The following is a 16313-nucleotide window of genomic DNA, read 5'->3' on the forward strand; positions in this document are numbered from 1 at the left end:
TGTCTGTCTGTCTACATCGTGTCTGGGAAATGTAGTCAACAAATTTATGATATGTCGGACACAGTAACATATGATATGAGTGAAACTGAAGCTCCAGAAGAGCGTATCGAGGAAACCACTACCTGGCCGGACCTAGCTGTCAGCCTTTACGACCGGCTTACGGGCCGTGGTGCCGAGATAATCTACGAGTTCGAGGATATGCATGTTGACGTGCCGAGCGGTACCGGCGAGGACGCCGAACACGCTCACTGGCGACTCAACGGCACTGTCCGCGTGACGACCCGTGAGCAAGACTGATCTCGTCGCACCACTGTCGGTTGCCACTGATGACCTGACCCTTACCGTCGCAGGGGTTACGATGCCGGTTCGCTCAACCGGTGACCGGTTGTTCGTCGAAGTGCCGACGCTTCGGAGCGCGGTTCGGGTCGCTCGTGCAGTCAATGCCGTCCCGAGCGGACCCACACGTCTACTAACGGTAACTGACCTGACGACTGAACTCAGGGTCCGTGGGAGGACCGTCGCGGTCTTTGGTGCTCACACCCGGCCGGGACCGCTTGCCCGCGAACTTGGAATCGCCCCGGCCGAGTTCAGACTTGGAGGCGCGTTGGCCGCCGCTAGCAGCGGTGCGACTGCCGCCGTAGATCACCTTCTCACATGGCTTCGCTGACCTGAGACGTAAGTGGGGTTCTGGTGTGATGATCCGCTTCTCTTCAGGTAACGGCGTCTGCCGCTCGTCGGACACCACCATTTCCAGTAATACAGTTATCTGAGCAGTATTTTCGGTTGTAATTTCTCACCTCGCCACCCCCTCCCCACTATTTCCAGTAAAGCGGGAACAGAAAGCCACCCTAGCTATCACTACGGTCCGTTTCGGCGTTTATTCTTGCCGGATAACCTGGACGGTTCCACGTAAACTTCACATCAACTCCAGATGACTCTCCGTACAACCTCTCATCTAGCTAGCCTACGGACCAACTTGTCTGACTACCATATGAATATTTCTAATTTCAGTATGTGTTCTCAGCCAACGGGCTGTATTTGTGGTGGTTTACTGGAAATAGTGGGGAGGGGGTGTTGCACTATCCTTATTTACCTCAGCCCTTCGCAGTCTACCGATTTCGTTCTCACACTATTTTATTGGAAACAGTGGTGTTCGACTATCTTATAAAGAATGCTTTACTGGAAATACTGGAACACCTCGGTCTGCCTTCATCCGGGCTGCTTTCGTTCAGGCTGTCTTCATTCGGACTTCCTCCATCGTGATAGACACACGCCGGCAACCGACGTTTACTGGAAATAGTGGGGTGTTCCTCCCTCGTGTGTCCCGAATGTTTACTGGAAATGATGGGGTCTCACACGAGTAGTAGAAACATCACCCATTGGTGGTTATACTGGAAATACCGGAAACGTCGGTCGAAACAATTTTCCTCGCAGACTGAATCAGTCGAGTACAATATGGCTCCCCGATTCCAACCTGACGATACGCTGTATAAACGTCGGAATACGCTCAAGGTAGAATATGTTCCGGACGATATCGTCGGACGAGATAACGAAATCGAGGAGTACGAAGCAGCTCTCCAGCCGATCATTAACGGGGAGTATCCCGACAACATATTCATTTACGGCAAGACTGGTGTGGGGAAGACCGCCGTCACGAACTTTCTCCTCAACGAGCTCCAAGAGTCGGCGGAACACTTTGAGGTCGACCTCTCTGTCATCTCACTCAACTGCGATGGGCTCAGCACGAGCTACCAAGCTGCGATTAGCCTGGTAAACAACCTCCGGGAACCCGAACACCACATCGCTGAGACCGGGCATCCGCAGTCCAAAGTCTATCGGCTACTCTGGGACGAACTCAACAAACTGTCCGGGACTGTGATCATCGTTCTCGACGAGATCGATCACATCACAGACGACACGTTCCTCTACCAGATAACTCGTGCCGACAACAACGGATATATCGACAATATCCAACTCGGTCTCATCGGCATCAGTAACGATTCGACGTTTCGGGAGCAACTTGACGCGAAAGTTCAGTCGTCTCTTTGTGAAACTGAAATTTCGTTTCCGCCGTATGGGACCGAAGAACTCCAGAAAGTCCTCGAACAGCGAGCTGATATCGCGTTCCACCAGAGCGCACTTGAGGACGGTGTAATCCCGTTATGTGCTGCACTCGGCCGTCAGGATGGCGGTGATGCTCGCCGGGCAATCACCCTCCTCCGAAAGGCTGGTGACCTCGCCCGAACGGAGAATGCAGAGTCGGTGACGACCGACCATGTCGAACGCGCCCAAGAGAAACTTGAGGCACAACAGAGCATGGACATTATGCGTGACCTCACCGAACACGAGCAACTCACGCTCTATGCGTTGACTACGCTCGCTGCCGAGAATGCGACGCCTGCTCGCTCGCGCGTTGTCTATCAACGCTATAAAGAACTCTGTGAATACCAGGGTCGAGACCCTCGTACGGCGCGTCGGATGCGTAGCTTCCTCTCTGATTTCGAGATACTCAACCTGACGCTCTCACAGATGGTGCACCGTGGTCAGGACGGCGGGACGTACCGTGAGCATGAACTCAACCGCGACATCGCAACTGTCGTTGACGCACTCCAGACTATCATCAGCGAATTCGGTGCCCATCGGAGTATTATCGAGTATCTCCCTGACTCCGGCGAAGAGTTCGTTGCGATGTAAGCCGAGCGACTCTTGACTAGCAAAACTGAAGTTAGTAAAATCTAGATTAGTAAAATCCTAATTTACAAAACCGATACTACTATCTCATCCACTCATCAAATACAGGTATGAGCCATCCCCGTTTTGTCAATCGCGAAGACGAACTAGAGATGTTGACATCACGGTTCGACCGTGACACAGCAGAGTTACTCGTTGTGTACGGTCGGCGGCGACTCGGCAAGAGTGCGCTTATCCGCGAGTCGATCCGGGAACGCGATGACGCAGTCTACTGGCAGGCGACCGAAGAGACGCCGGACGTGCAACTTTCGAGTTTTGTCGAGACTGCACGCGAGACGTTTCCCGTCGTCGAAGACATCAAACGGGACTGGGAAGCACTGCTCCGAACGCTCGGACGACAGGATGCGATTGTCGTCCTTGATGAGTTCCCCTATCTGATCGACTCGGACGATTCGCTCCCCTCGAAAATTCAGCGTGTCTGGGATCTCCACCTCGAAGAGACCGGGATGTCGCTCGTACTTGTGGGGTCGTCGATCAGCGTCATGGAAGAGAAGGTCCTCAGTGGTGGAAGTCCGTTGTACGGGCGTCGAACCGGGACGATAGACCTCCCACCGCTCGACCTGAGCGACGCACAGCAGTTCTATCCCGATGCGGATCCCGAGACCGCTATCGAGACGTGGAGTGTCTTCGGTGGCACGCCGTATTACCTCCGTGCGCTCACTCCTTCAGCATCGCTTTCAGAGAATATTCAGTCGCACATCCTTTCGGAACACGGCGTTCTTCACAACGAACCGGAGTTCCTGTTACGCACTGAGTTCGGTATTCGAGAGCCGCAGACGTACTACACGGTCCTTCGAGCGATTGCCACGGGCAAGCGTGAAGCGAGCGAAATCGCTACTTTCGCCGGCATGGATTCGAACTCCCTCGGCTCGTATCTCTCGAAACTACGGAGACTTCGGTTGATAACCCGAGATATTCCGGTGACGGCAAACCCCAATGCAACGAGGAAGAGTCGCTACCGACTCAATGAGCCATTGTTCCGGTTCTGGTTCCGCTACGTGTATGGGCAGGAAGGAAAGCTCGCACAACTCGGAGATGATGCGTACGATGAATTGGTCGCGCCCTCGTTCTCGGACTACATGGGTCCAATGTTCGAAGTCGTCTGCCAAAACGCCTTACCGACGCTTATTCCCAAAACGTACCACGGAATCGGGTACTGGTGGCACAAGCACCACGAACTCGATGTTGTCGGCCTTGCGAGCGATGGCACGCTCGTCGCGGGTGAGTGCAAGTACACAACTCGTGAAATGAACGAGGGAGACCTCGCTGATCTCGAGCGAAGTGCTGCACAGGTAGACTGGACGCCCCCGGAAGGCGGCGACCCGACGTACCACTACTGCTGCTTCGCTCGTTCGGGATTCTCTGATGGGCTGCGGGCAGTCGCTGAAGAGCGGTCGGACGTCTCGCTGTTCACTCCGCAAGACATCGTAGAGATGCAAATCTGACCTTCGGTTCTTTATCTTTGACGACGCGCCCGATGCACAACACAGAATCCGTCTCACGGTTGTAAATGGGGAACCAGGCGTCACGTAGTTCCATCAGACGCTTATAGTCGGAGTTTCACCCGAAGTTCTCGAACTGCTCGTCGGCGGGAATCTTGTCTTGGTTTCATCATAATTCACGCTGGAGGTGAGGAAGGACTATCGTGATGGGTGTGCTATAACAACACATGAATATCCGTACTGCGACCGAAAGCGATACCCACGCCATCCTCCGGATAGCGGAACAGTCATGGAAAACCGATTATCCGGAGATTCTCACACGCGAAACCGCTGAAGAAGCAGTCACAGACTGGTATACTTCCGAACAAATCGAAGCGGAACTTAATGAGGAGCAGACAATGATTCTCGTTGCCGAACGCGAGGGGGCAGTTGTCGGTTTCGCACACGCGGCGTGGAATGACTCCGAAGAAGATGGATACATCCTCCGAATCTACGTCCATCCCGAGCACCGTCGAGAGAACATCGGCCGTGAGTTGCTTGAGCGGACGTGTACTAACCTTGCCGAGCAGGGAATCGAACGAATCAACGCGATGGTTCTCGTGGAGAACGACCCCGGCAACGCATTCTACAAACGATTCGGGTTCGAACACGTGGATGAGAGCCAGACTACTCTCGGTGGCGAACCGCACCCCGAAAACAGGTACGTACTCGAACACCCCTCTGAACTGGGCGGCGGATAACCAGCCTGACTGTTCTGGCTGTCCAATGAGGACGATACACCGTTATGGGAACTCGCGTAGGAAACTCCCAAAACTGCCACGTTCCGGAGTACAAACGTTTTTTGCCCTGAGAGCGATTGTGTTCGTGCATGTCGAACGGCCGGGGACCGGACTCCGAGACGGGGTTGGGCGAGTACGAGAAAATCGATCCTCCGACCTCGTTCGCCGAACAGGCAACTGTTACTGACGAGTCCATCTACGACGAGTTTAATGACACCTGGCCCGACTGTTGGGAACGGGCGGCAGCGACAATCGACTGGAGCGAACCGTACGAGTGCGTCCTCCCGAATGACGAACCGCCGTTCGAGTGGTTTGCCGGCGGGACGCTGAACGCTTCCTACAACTGTCTGGACCGACACATCGAAGCCGGGGCGAAGAATCGCGTCGCCATCAAGTGGGAGAGCCATCTCGGCGAGACCCGGACGTACACGTATCAGGACCTCTACCGCGAGGTTAACGAGTTCGCGGCTGCACTTCGCGCACAGGGCGTCGAGGAAGACGATGTCGTCACCCTCTACATGCCGATGATACCGGAGTTGCCTATCGCCATGCTCGCATGTGCCCGCATCGGTGCCCCGCACAACGTCGTCTTCGCGGGCCTGTCAGCGGATGCACTCGCTACGCGACTGGAGAGCGCTGACTCGGAGTATCTCGTCACCTGTGACGGCTACTACCGTCGAGGGAACGCTATCTTCCTGAAGAGCAAGGCCGAGGACGCCCGTCTCAAAACACCTCACGACCTCAGCGAGATGGTCCTTGTTGAGCATCTCGGCGAGGCCGAACATCTCGGGGAGACTCAGCACACGTACGATGAACTGGTCAGCGAACACGCCGGTGCGGAGGTTGCACCGGTTGACCGGTCGGCCGACGATGTTCTCTTTCTGATCCACACTTCGGGAACTACGGGTGAGCCAAAGCGAGTCGAACACGTCACCGGCGGCTATCTCGCCCACGTCACGTGGACGTCGCAGGCGGTGTTAGACCTCAAACCCGGGGATACGTACCTCTGTACGGCGAACATCGGATGGATTAGCGGTCACTCGTACGTCGTTTACGGTCCGTTAGCGGTCGGAGCTACGACGGTCATGTACGAGGGGACTCCCAACTATCCGGAGAAAGACCGTATCTGGAGCCTCATCGAGCAGAATGCCGTGGACGTGTTCTACACGGCCCCGACGGCGATTCGCGCGTTCATGAAATGGGGTGCAGAGTATCCTGCACAGCACGACCTGTCGAGCCTCCGCCTTCTGGGAACGGTCGGTGAACCGATCAACCCCCGCGCGTGGCAGTGGTACTACGAGCACGTCGGCAATGAGGAGTGTCCGATAGTCGATACGTGGTGGCAGACCGAAACCGGCGGTATGATGATCGCCACCCTTCCCGGCATCGACGCGATGAAACCCGGGGTAGCCGGCCCACCGCTTCCGGGAACCGACGCGAAAATCGTCGATGGAAGTGGCGAGGCAGTCCCGCCAAACGACGCAGGGTATCTCGTCCTTACTCGACCGTGGCCCGGGATGCCGCTCGCACTGCGACACGGGCGGCGATGGGGTCGTGAGGGTACCTCGGAGATCGAAGTGAACGGGTGGAACTACTTCACGGGTGACGGTGCGCGAGTAGACGAGGACGGCTATATCACCGTCCTCGGACGGATCGACGACGTCATCAACGTTTCGGGATACCGTCTCGGGACCATGGAGATCGAAAGCGCTATCGTCGATGTCGAGGGCGTCGTCGAGGCCGCCGTCGTCAGCGTCGATAACGCCGAAACGGGCGGCGTCCACGCGTATGTCACGCTTGAGGCGGCTCTTTCCGGTGACGAGCAGATGCGCGAGCGAATCGCCTCCCACGTTCGCGAGCGTATCGGTCCGATTGCTACGTTGGATGCTGTCGTTTTCACGCCCGACCTTCCGAAGACACGGTCGGGGAAGATCATGCGTCGCTTCCTCGAAAATATCGCAAACGGCGAGGAGTTCGGTGACACATCAACGCTCCGAAACCCCGAAATCGTCGGCGAACTCAAGTCCATCGTTCGGGACGACTGACCGCTATTTCGGAATTATTTGATAAGCCGAAACCGATGCTCGGAGAGTGATCGGTTCTATCGCGTGAAATACACCTCTCACCGACCGAAAATACCCCCGCCACCGAACGATTTAGTTCGCTTTAGGTAGAATAAGCGAAAGAATGGGGCGTACGAAGTCCGGTACGACGCAGTTGGCCGAGGGGGACTACGAGCGACTGCGGCGGGCAACCGAAACGTATCGAGAGGACCTCGTACTCCGACTGGGTGCGGAAGTGGGTCTCAAGCCGGCCGAAATGAGCCAGTTCAAGCCCACACATGTAGTTCGTCGGACACATCGTGGAACGGACCTGTATCTACTCGCCGTCCCGGCCGATGGTCGAAACGCGTATCTGCCGAGCGATGTCGAACACGACGTTCGCAAGTACGTCCGGGCCAACAATATCGATGAGACGGAACGAGTGTTCCCGGTCACCCCACGGCGTCTGCAGATGCTCGTGTCGTCAGTCGGTGAGCGGGCCGCCGAAAAGACCGGCCGCGAGGAATTAGTTGACGTCTCCTCGCGCGACCTCCGACGGTACTTCGCCCGAACACTGCTCTCTGACGGTATCCACCCGTCTATCGTTATGCGTATCGGCGGGTGGGACCGGATAGAAAGTCTTGCTCCGCTCCTCGATGATCCGGGAGAAGACGCAATACTTGACGCGCTCTCGCCGGAATCCGATGAGAGTGACGTGGAGCCTAACCAGGTCGAGACAGACCGGTTGCGGCAGGTCGTAGAGACTGCCCGAACCGTTGGCTCGGCGCTCCCGACCGTCAGTACGCGTAACGAAGTCGAACAGACTGTCTGTGATCGGTTCAGTGATTCAGCTCTCTATCAGTTCGCGTGGATCGAATCGGATACAACCGACGCGCGGGCATCGCTCGCCGCCGCCGCTGGTCTCGACGAGGCCTCGCTGGAAGCAATCCGTCAGTCGCTCTCGGGTCGGGATACCGATTCCGCCGACCGTGCATCTCGGACCCGTACCGTACAGACGGCTACGGCCGCTGACCTCCCTACGGGGACCGCACGTGGATCGCTCGCCGTCGTCCCACTGGTTCATGGCGAAACCGTGTACGGAGTTCTGTATCTCGCACTCGACCGGGGTGACGTGACCGACCCCGAAGCGGACGTGTTGTTGACGCTTGGACACCACATCGGGCAGGCTATCACCGCCGCAGAGCGCAGAAAATTACTGCTGGCCGATACGGTCGTTCAACTGGAGTTTCAGTGCTCGGACCACAACGACCTATTGGTTCGACTCTCCGCGGACCTCAGTTGTACGGTTCGTCTTCGTGGGGTCGTTCCCATTGAAGCACAGTCCTTACTGTGTTTCCTCACTGTCCGCGGCGCGGCGACCGAAGCAGTGTTCGACGAGCTAATGGCGGCGGAAGCGGTCGAAAACATCCGTTTGATTCGTGACCGTGGTGAGGAGTCACTCCTCGAAGTCGCCCTTTCCGCTGGATCGACAATTATGACGCTCACCTCCTACGACGGCACCGTTTCGCAGTTCGTCGCGGAGGACGGTGTCGCCCGTTTCGCCGGCGAGTTTTCGAACGAAACGCCACTGCGGGACGTCATGGCCGATCTCACCGACACGTATCCAGACACCGAACTCGTGGCCAAACAAGAGATCGAACGCCCCGCCCGTAACACGGCCGACTTTCGGCAGTCCCTGGCGACGCGACTCACTGATAAGCAACAGTCAGTTTTGCGGGCGGCCTACCTTGCCGGTTACTTCGAATGGCCACGCGGCAGTACCGCCGAGGACCTCGCCGATTCCATCGATATCTCCTCACCAACGCTGCATCAACATCTTCGAACTGCCCAGCAGAAACTCCTCACGTCTTTCTTCGACGATGAATCCGAGGGGCAAGACTCGACCCTAGGCCTTTAGGGATGGGAACAACTGACGCACAATCATTCATTACTATCTAATATTTACTACTGCATACTAGAAATAGCTATTCTCGGGTATCAGTGCCTATGAGTAGATATTTTGCGCCAATCATTAATACGTATCTACTTTCTGACTATTTTTGATAGTTAGATGGACTACTTATGTCCTTTGTCGTGGCTCGTTAGCATGAACTATGGTAGATGGTGACATTGAAATGGAGACACGGCTGGAAGACGAAGTAGCGTTCGAACCACCTGAGGATTTCGTCGCGCAGGCGAACGTCTCGGATTCGTCGATATACGACGAGTTCGCGGCGAACTGGCCCGAATGCTGGGAACGGGCCGCCGACCTGCTCGATTGGGACGACGAGTACGAACAGGTCCTCGACGATTCGAATCCGCCCTTCTACAAGTGGTTCACCGAGGGCAAACTGAACGCCTCTTACAACTGTCTGGACCGCCACGTCGAAAACGGCGACAAGAACCGCGCCGCCATCAAGTGGGAGGGTGAACTCGGCGAGACGCGCACGTACACGTACCAAGACCTCTACCGCGAGGTCAACGAGTTTTCGGCTGCACTTCGCGCACAGGGTGTCGAGGAAGACGATGTCGTCACCCTCTACATGCCGATGATTCCCGAGTTGCCCATCGCTATGCTCGCGTGCGCTCGAATCGGTGCGCCACACTCGGTGGTGTTCGCCGGGTTCTCCGCCGAAGCACTTGCGACACGAATGAACTCCGCCGACTCGGAGTATCTCGTCACCTGTGACGGCTACTACCGTCGCGGTGACTCCCTCGACCATCTCGACAAGGCGAACGAGGGCCTCGACGGTGTCGATCACGATGTCGAATCCGTCGTCGTGGTCGATAGACTCGGCGGCGATGGCTTCGACCGTGACCTGCGGGACAACCAGCACGACTGGGACGACTTACTGGCCGAACACGACGGTCATCGCGTCGAACCCGTCGAACGAGACGCCGAAGACATGATCTTTTTGATGTACACGTCGGGAACGACCGGCCAGCCCAAGGGGGTCAAACACACCACCGGCGGGTACCTTTCGTACGCGGCGTGGACATCGCATGCAGTCCTCGATATCGAACCCGAAGACACCTACTGGTGCTCTGCGGACATCGGTTGGATCACGGGCCACTCGTACATCGTCTACGGCCCGCTTGCACTCGGCACGACGACGGTGATGTACGAGGGGACTCCCGACTACCCCGAGTGCGACCGCCTGTGGGAAATCGTCGAGAAGTATTCGGTCGATATCTTCTATACGGCACCGACGGCGATTCGTGCGTTCATGAAGTGGGGTGAGAAATTCCCCGAGTCGCGTGATCTGTCGTCGCTCCGCCTCCTCGGAACCGTTGGCGAACCGATCAACCCGCGTGCGTGGAAGTGGTACCACGAGCATATCGGCAACGGGGAGTGCCCAATTGTCGATACGTGGTGGCAGACCGAAACCGGCGGTATGATGATTACGACATTGCCGGGAATCTCTACGATGAAACCCGGTGCGGCCGGTCCGCCGCTTCCTGGTATCGACGCCCAAATTGTTGACACGACCGGAGACGAGGTCGAAGCCGGGCGGGCAGGCTACCTCACGGTGAACAAGCCGTGGCCCGGTATGCTCCGGACGCTGTATAACAACGACGAACGCTACATCTCCGAGTACTGGGAGGAATACTCCGACACTGACAGCGACGACCCTGACGACTGGGTGTACTTCCCCGAGGACGGTGCAAAAATCGATGCGGACGGCTACATCACCATCCTCGGCCGAGTGGACGACGTAATCAATGTCTCCGGACACCGCCTCGGAACGATGGAAATCGAGTCAGCCATCGTCGGCGTCGAGGGCGTCGCAGAAGCCGCAGTCGTCGGCGGCACCCACGATATCAAAGGTGAGGCTGTCTACGCCTACGTCATTACTGAAGACGGCTACGAGGGCGACAGCGACTTTCACGAACGCATCATCGAAGGCGTCAACGACGCAATCGGCCCCATCGCACGGCCCGAAGAGGTCGTCTTTACGCCCGAACTACCGAAGACACGCTCGGGGAAAATCATGCGCCGCCTGCTCGAAGACGTAGCGAACGGGGACGAACTCGGCAATACATCGACGCTCCGAAACCCCGAAATCGTCGAGGAGATCGAATCGAAGGTCAACGCGCAGAGCGACTGATAGAACTCAACACCACATTATCGAGAAACAAGACAAGACGGACAAACTATGTCAAACGAAACGACTGAGTCAGAGATTGACTCACACGAGACGCAAGCCGGTCGTGACACGGCCGCCCGGCACGAACAGATCGATTACCTAAACAGAGAGGTGAACCTGCTGAAACCGAGCACCCCGTTCATGCGGGACCACTTGAAGGTGGTCTGGGTCAGCTTTATCACGTGGGCACTCCTCACGTTCGGGCCGCCGGTCCTGACCTACTTCGCGCCGGAGTTAATGACCACGCAGCTACCGGTTATCGGCTTCCCGGCACACTACTTCTTGGTCGCAGTCTTAACGCCGACCAGTTCGCTCGTGCTCGCGTTCATCTACTCCCGCAAGCGTGACCAACTCGACGAGAAGTACGGCATCGACCACACAACCACGACGGAAGACACGTCGAGTGAGAAAGGCGGTGAAACCGCCGTCACCGACGGGGGGAGTATCGAATGACGACGAGTATTCTTCTCCAGTCGAGTGATCTGCTCCCCGAGGCGCTCAACATCTCGTTCAAACTCATCCCGGCCATCATGGTCGTGGGAATGTTGACCCTCTTCCTCGTTATCGGCTACGTGTTCAAGGTCGCCGACACCGAGGGGATGTGGGTTGCCGGTCGTTCCATCGGGAATATCGAAAACGGCATGGCAATCGGTGCCAACTGGATGTCGGCCGCCTCGTATCTTGGACTGGCAGGCTTAGTTGCCCTCGCGGGCTTCTACGGCCTCGCCTTCATCATCGGGTGGACGACCGGCTACTTCGTCCTCCTCATCTTCCTAGCCGCGCAGATGCGCCGGTTCGGGAAGTACACCGCACCCGACTTCGTCGGTGACCGTTTCAACTCGGACACTGCACGCGCTATCGGCGCGCTCACAACGATTCTCATCGGGTTCGTCTACTCGGTCGGGCAAGCACGCGGCATGGGCCTCGTCGGCCTGTACGTTTTCGGGACCGACTATATCACGATGGTCGTCGTGATGATGGCCATTACGGTCGGATATCTGACCATCTCCGGAATGATGGGCGCAACCAAGAACATGGCCGTCCAGTACGTCATCCTCATCGTCGCATTCCTGACGGCCGTCTACGTCGTCGGCTTCACCGGCGGCTACTCGACGGTGTTGCCACAGATCGAGTACGGACAGCTGATCGGTCAGCTCTCGGCGGAGTTCTCAGAACCGTTCGCCAACGCGGGATTCTACCTCTGGATCGCCACGGCGTTCTCGCTTATCTTCGGGACCTGTGGCCTCCCGCACGTGTTGGTGCGGTTCTATACGGTCGAAAACGAAAAGACCGCCCGTCAGTCCACCGTCTGGGGGCTGTTTTTCATCCTGCTTCTGTACTGGAGCGCCCCCGCGCTGGCGGCGTTCGGTGTCGATCTCTACAACGCCTCGCAGTACGGTCCGACGTTCGCTGCGAACGGCGGCATGAGTGGCGGTGAAGGTGACCTCATCGTGGTGCTGGCGGCTCAACTCTCGAATCTGCCGACGTGGTTCGTCGGCCTCGTGGCCGCAGGCGGTATCGCCGCCGCGATTGCGACGACGGCCGGACTGTTCATCACGGCCTCGTCTGCCGTCTCGCACGACATCTACACGAACATCGTCAATCCTGACGCGACCCAGCGCCAGCAAGTGCTGGTCGGCCGGGCCACGATTGTCGCACTGGGTCTCATCGTGACGATTACCGCGTTCGACCCGCCGGCGCTCGTCGGCGAACTAGTCGCACTGGCGTTCTCGCTCGCGGCCATCGTGCTGTTCCCGATGTTCTTCCTCGGACTCTGGTGGGAGAACACGAACCGGCAGGGAGCGCTCGCCGGGATGACCGTCGGCCTCACGCTCTGGGTTGCCGCGGTCGTCAACGACCTCATCTTCCACTTCAGCGACGCCTTCGCTGAATTCGTGCCGGCTATCGGCGCCGCTCTCGTCGGGACGCCACTGGTGTTCATCGTCACGATTGCCGTTTCACTGGCGACGGATGAACCGCCACAGCGGATCAAGAAGATGGTTCGACAGTGCCACAGTCCCGAACCGATGGGACAGCAACAGTCTGCAGAAGACGTTGTGAGTACCGACGGGGGCCAGACCCCCGCGGACGACTAACCAATGTACGAACACATCCTCGTTCCGACTGACGGGAGCGAAACGGCGGAGTACGCAGTTGATCAGGCGATTGACATCGCCTCGAAGTACGGCTCGACAGTCCATGCACTGTACGTCATCGATGTCGATGCGACCAGTTACTCGCTGGGCACAGAACAGGTTGACCGCATCCGACAGGGACACCTCGACGAGATGCCCGAAGTGAGAGCGGAGGCCGACGAAGCGACTGGATACGTCGCGGACATCGCGTCCGAACACGGACTCACCGTCGAAGAACACGTCACGGCTGGCGAACCGGCACGGGCCATCAGAAAGTTCGTGGAAGACAACGACATCGACCTCATTGTGATGGGGTCGCACGGTCGTTCCGGACTCTCTCGGGTCATCCTCGGGAGTGTAACCGAGAAGGTTCTCCGGCGAACTCGGCTTCCCGTGCTCGTCGTCGATGCCCACGAGAAAGACGCGTAATTCATCAAGATGCAAGGCGGATACCCCGAGGCAGTTGACGCATGCCACGTCCCACACGAGAACGTGCGTCAACCTCACACGAGAATGAATCAATCTCACACACCGCCGAACGGGAGTGACTGGCCATGAGCCTCGCCGAGACGATTCGCAACCACGTACGCGAACATCGTTCGGGGATGCTGACTGACCTGTTGTTCGCGCTCGTGTGGGTGACGGGCGTGTCGGTCCTGTTCGACGTACTGAACGGGCCGCAGTGGGCCTACTACCTCTGTCTGGGTGCGGGCGTCGTCGCGTACTACGGCTTTTTCGCCTCGTTGGAGGCCGCACGCGAGCGCGAGTGATGCGTTAGAAATAACCCAAATTCAATAACGCCGAAGAAGGCTATGACACCGGCATAACATCTCAAAACAATACAAACACTGCGTTAAAACGTCCAAATATGTAGAGTCCCACCGTGACTAATGCGATTATGTACAATCCAGATACAATCGCTCATGAGGGGGAGATATTAGGTCACTGACTATATCGGTTGTTATGAATATGGGGCTTCTATTCATCCTGATTCCGGAACTGTTCGTTTAGTACCGGATGGCTCTATTGCAATCCTCAATTGGTGATCGGTTGTCGAGACCGTGCTGAATACAGAGCGCATAGTCCGCATTCGGTTGTTGTATTTCTACAGACGTACCGTTGTATCTGGAGTAGTCTGTAGGTTGTGAGGGACCTGTTTTTCGGTTCCTACGGCAACTCCATCTCGTGTGATGTCGTATTCGTGGGTAATGCCCAGCATTCAAACGGACGATATTGAGACCTACTACAAGGTGTGTGGAACTGGCCCACCGATCATCTTCATACCCGGCGCATTGTCCGATCATTCAGCAGCAACACAACAGTTGCAAGCGTTCAGCGACACCCACACCGCCATTGCATACGATCTCCGAGGCCACGGCAACACCCCGAACCCTCACCACACACCGTACTCAATCGACCAGCTGGCAGAAGACCTTCACGCATTCATCACCGAAATGGGCCTTGACCGTCCGATTCTCTGTGGAGTCTCGATGGGTGGGATGATCGCCCAAGTCTACGCGAGTCGCTATCCGGATCAGCTCAGCGCCCTTGTCCTCGCGGACACGTTCTCCCCGACATTTCTGAGCCGGCGCGACCGCATCGAGCGATTGACACTGATGAATGCCATGGCGGGGCTCATTCGCCTCGTGGGGTACAATCGTGCGAAGGGTTTCATACTGTGGTTCGGACGCAAACTGGAGCGGAATCAGACTCCGGCTCTCCGGGCGGATGCCTTCCCGGATATGGATACCGTAGACGCCGTGAATGCTGTCAAGGCAGTTGCTGGCTTCCATACCACCGACGTCAATCTCTCCTCAATCACCGTCCCGACACTCATTCTTTATGGAGAACACGAAACCTCGATTATCAGACGCCACGTGCCGACACTGTCCGCGCAAATCCCTGACTCAATCGTTCAAGAAGTCCTTGACGCAGGTCATGCTTCTCCTTGGGACAACCCGGAGTTCTTCAACAGTACAGTTCGGACGTTCCTCACGGACCAGACTCCAATTGAGACAGAGTAGAGCCGCGCTTGTCTTGTTGCATGCACGCTCTGTCTGTTGCACGCCGATCCTGTCAATCACTGAGGATTCAAATAGAGACTACAGGACATTTCGCAACCGGGACTAGTTTCAAAAAGAAGGTCTGTATCGTAAACGCTCGGCTCGTCGCTCTACCGGACGGCTATTTCACTCGTCTTCGATATGTATCCCTTTTTCACTGTGCTCACACCGATTCAGCAGATTAACGTCCGTTGCCAGTTCTCTGGGATACATTTATTGTACTGTAAAACTATTGATACTAGTGATCCGCCAATGACAGAAGATAGTCGAGAGACTGACGTCAGTGCATTGTTACTACGACTCGGACTTGGTGTTGTCTTCGCGGTGCACGGATTCGGAAAGTTGGACATCGGGCCCTTGGCGAACGGGGCCGGCGTCTCGGGCGTCACCGGCTTTTTTACACAACTCGGCATCCCGCTTCCCGGAATCATGGCGTGGATTGTCACGCTCGTTGAGGTAGTCGGTGGCTTGCTGCTCCTGCTCGGAGTGTTTACCAGGGTCGCGTCCCTCCTCCTTACAGTTGATATGGCCGTTGCGACTGTGTTGGTCCATCTTCCCAATGGATTTGGAGTCGGCGACGGTGGCATCGAGTTTACGCTCGTGCTGTTCTTTGGCGTGCTCGCACTCGTCTTCCTCGGCCCGGGACGATACTCGTTGGAAGTGGTCGTCCTCGGCCGGGAGCTGGTTCCGAGCTTGGGTGAAGAAACGTTAGGTCGCAGCGTCTAAGGACCTCTCACCAACACTTCTTGTCAGCTTCACCGATAGCGGTCCGCACCTACTGCATTTCTTCGTATCGACCTATCGTCACAGTACCCCGCCGAGCAGGATGAGCAGTCCCTAAGCTGCGATGCCGGTCGCGGCCGCATCGGTCAACTTTGTTTTCGTCTCAACGGTCGATGAGTCGATACGATTCACGATGGCACGGTCTAAAATGAAATAAAATTGAAGTATTT

Annotated in this window: 14 protein-coding genes; all 14 read left to right on the forward strand. The window is 56.8% G+C overall.

Features of this window, described 5'->3' with window-relative positions; all coding sequences use genetic code 11:
* Nucleotides 1-75: 75 nt before the first annotated feature.
* Nucleotides 76-297: a hypothetical protein gene (locus HBOR_RS18015; protein ID WP_006053496.1), complete on the forward strand. Its 222-nt coding sequence runs from the start codon at nt 76-78 to the stop codon at nt 295-297.
* Nucleotides 284-667 (forward strand): hypothetical protein, encoded by a 384-nt coding sequence (locus HBOR_RS19580; RefSeq protein ID WP_013446647.1) that lies wholly within the window; start codon nt 284-286, stop codon nt 665-667. Before HBOR_RS18015 ends, HBOR_RS19580 begins: the two co-directional genes overlap by 14 nt.
* 788 nt (nt 668-1455) lie before the next feature.
* Nucleotides 1456-2694 carry an orc1/cdc6 family replication initiation protein gene (locus HBOR_RS18025; RefSeq protein ID WP_006053497.1) on the forward strand — a complete coding sequence of 413 codons (1239 nt, stop codon included), beginning with the start codon at nt 1456-1458 and terminating at the stop codon, nt 2692-2694.
* A 107-nt stretch (nt 2695-2801) separates the two neighbouring features.
* Nucleotides 2802-4196, forward strand: a complete 1395-nt coding sequence (locus tag HBOR_RS18030) for an ATP-binding protein (RefSeq protein ID WP_006053498.1) — start codon at nt 2802-2804, stop codon at nt 4194-4196.
* A 224-nt stretch (nt 4197-4420) separates the two neighbouring features.
* Nucleotides 4421-4933: a GNAT family N-acetyltransferase gene (locus HBOR_RS18035; RefSeq protein ID WP_006053499.1), complete on the forward strand. Its 513-nt coding sequence runs from the start codon at nt 4421-4423 to the stop codon at nt 4931-4933.
* A 128-nt stretch (nt 4934-5061) separates the two neighbouring features.
* Nucleotides 5062-7017: an acetate--CoA ligase gene (acs, locus tag HBOR_RS18040; RefSeq protein WP_013446648.1), complete on the forward strand. Its 1956-nt coding sequence runs from the start codon at nt 5062-5064 to the stop codon at nt 7015-7017.
* A gap of 142 nt (nt 7018-7159) precedes the next feature.
* The gene (locus tag HBOR_RS18045) at nt 7160-8932 is read left to right on the forward strand and encodes a bacterio-opsin activator domain-containing protein (RefSeq protein WP_006053316.1); all 1773 of its coding nucleotides are present in this window, start codon (nt 7160-7162) and stop codon (nt 8930-8932) included.
* Between the two features lie 196 nt (nt 8933-9128).
* Complete coding sequence (gene acs, locus HBOR_RS18050; RefSeq protein WP_006053317.1) at nt 9129-11123, forward strand: acetate--CoA ligase; 1995 nt, start codon at nt 9129-9131, stop codon at nt 11121-11123.
* A 48-nt stretch (nt 11124-11171) separates the two neighbouring features.
* Nucleotides 11172-11615, forward strand: a complete 444-nt coding sequence (locus tag HBOR_RS18055; protein WP_006053318.1) for a DUF4212 domain-containing protein — start codon at nt 11172-11174, stop codon at nt 11613-11615.
* Nucleotides 11612-13258 (forward strand): VC_2705 family sodium/solute symporter, encoded by a 1647-nt coding sequence (locus tag HBOR_RS18060; RefSeq protein WP_006053319.1) that lies wholly within the window; start codon nt 11612-11614, stop codon nt 13256-13258. Before HBOR_RS18055 ends, HBOR_RS18060 begins: the two co-directional genes overlap by 4 nt.
* A gap of 3 nt (nt 13259-13261) precedes the next feature.
* On the forward strand, nt 13262-13726 hold the full coding sequence (locus HBOR_RS18065; RefSeq protein WP_006053320.1) for a universal stress protein: 465 nt from the start codon (nt 13262-13264) through the stop codon (nt 13724-13726).
* A 125-nt stretch (nt 13727-13851) separates the two neighbouring features.
* Nucleotides 13852-14067: a hypothetical protein gene (locus tag HBOR_RS18070; protein ID WP_006053321.1), complete on the forward strand. Its 216-nt coding sequence runs from the start codon at nt 13852-13854 to the stop codon at nt 14065-14067.
* A gap of 438 nt (nt 14068-14505) precedes the next feature.
* Nucleotides 14506-15321, forward strand: coding sequence for an alpha/beta fold hydrolase (locus HBOR_RS18075; RefSeq protein ID WP_006053322.1), 816 nt, complete (start codon nt 14506-14508; stop codon nt 15319-15321).
* 291 nt (nt 15322-15612) lie between these two features.
* Nucleotides 15613-16086 carry a DoxX family protein gene (locus HBOR_RS18080; RefSeq protein ID WP_006053323.1) on the forward strand — a complete coding sequence of 158 codons (474 nt, stop codon included), beginning with the start codon at nt 15613-15615 and terminating at the stop codon, nt 16084-16086.
* Nucleotides 16087-16313 lie beyond the last annotated feature (227 nt).

Source organism: Halogeometricum borinquense DSM 11551 (assembly GCF_000172995.2).
In the GTDB taxonomy this organism is placed as follows: domain Archaea; phylum Halobacteriota; class Halobacteria; order Halobacteriales; family Haloferacaceae; genus Halogeometricum; species Halogeometricum borinquense.

Coding starts and splice junctions, on each gene's coding strand:
- HBOR_RS18015 (WP_006053496.1), top strand. CDS start 76: ATGAGTGAAACTGAAGCTCCAGAAGAGCGTATCGAGGAAACCACTACC.
- HBOR_RS18025 (WP_006053497.1), top strand. CDS start 1,456: ATGGCTCCCCGATTCCAACCTGACGATACGCTGTATAAACGTCGGAAT.
- HBOR_RS18030 (WP_006053498.1), top strand. CDS start 2,802: ATGAGCCATCCCCGTTTTGTCAATCGCGAAGACGAACTAGAGATGTTG.
- HBOR_RS18035 (WP_006053499.1), top strand. CDS start 4,421: ATGAATATCCGTACTGCGACCGAAAGCGATACCCACGCCATCCTCCGG.
- acs (WP_013446648.1), top strand. CDS start 5,062: ATGTCGAACGGCCGGGGACCGGACTCCGAGACGGGGTTGGGCGAGTAC.
- HBOR_RS18045 (WP_006053316.1), top strand. CDS start 7,160: ATGGGGCGTACGAAGTCCGGTACGACGCAGTTGGCCGAGGGGGACTAC.
- acs (WP_006053317.1), top strand. CDS start 9,129: ATGGTAGATGGTGACATTGAAATGGAGACACGGCTGGAAGACGAAGTA.
- HBOR_RS18055 (WP_006053318.1), top strand. CDS start 11,172: ATGTCAAACGAAACGACTGAGTCAGAGATTGACTCACACGAGACGCAA.
- HBOR_RS18060 (WP_006053319.1), top strand. CDS start 11,612: ATGACGACGAGTATTCTTCTCCAGTCGAGTGATCTGCTCCCCGAGGCG.
- HBOR_RS18065 (WP_006053320.1), top strand. CDS start 13,262: ATGTACGAACACATCCTCGTTCCGACTGACGGGAGCGAAACGGCGGAG.
- HBOR_RS18070 (WP_006053321.1), top strand. CDS start 13,852: ATGAGCCTCGCCGAGACGATTCGCAACCACGTACGCGAACATCGTTCG.
- HBOR_RS18075 (WP_006053322.1), top strand. CDS start 14,506: ATGCCCAGCATTCAAACGGACGATATTGAGACCTACTACAAGGTGTGT.
- HBOR_RS18080 (WP_006053323.1), top strand. CDS start 15,613: ATGACAGAAGATAGTCGAGAGACTGACGTCAGTGCATTGTTACTACGA.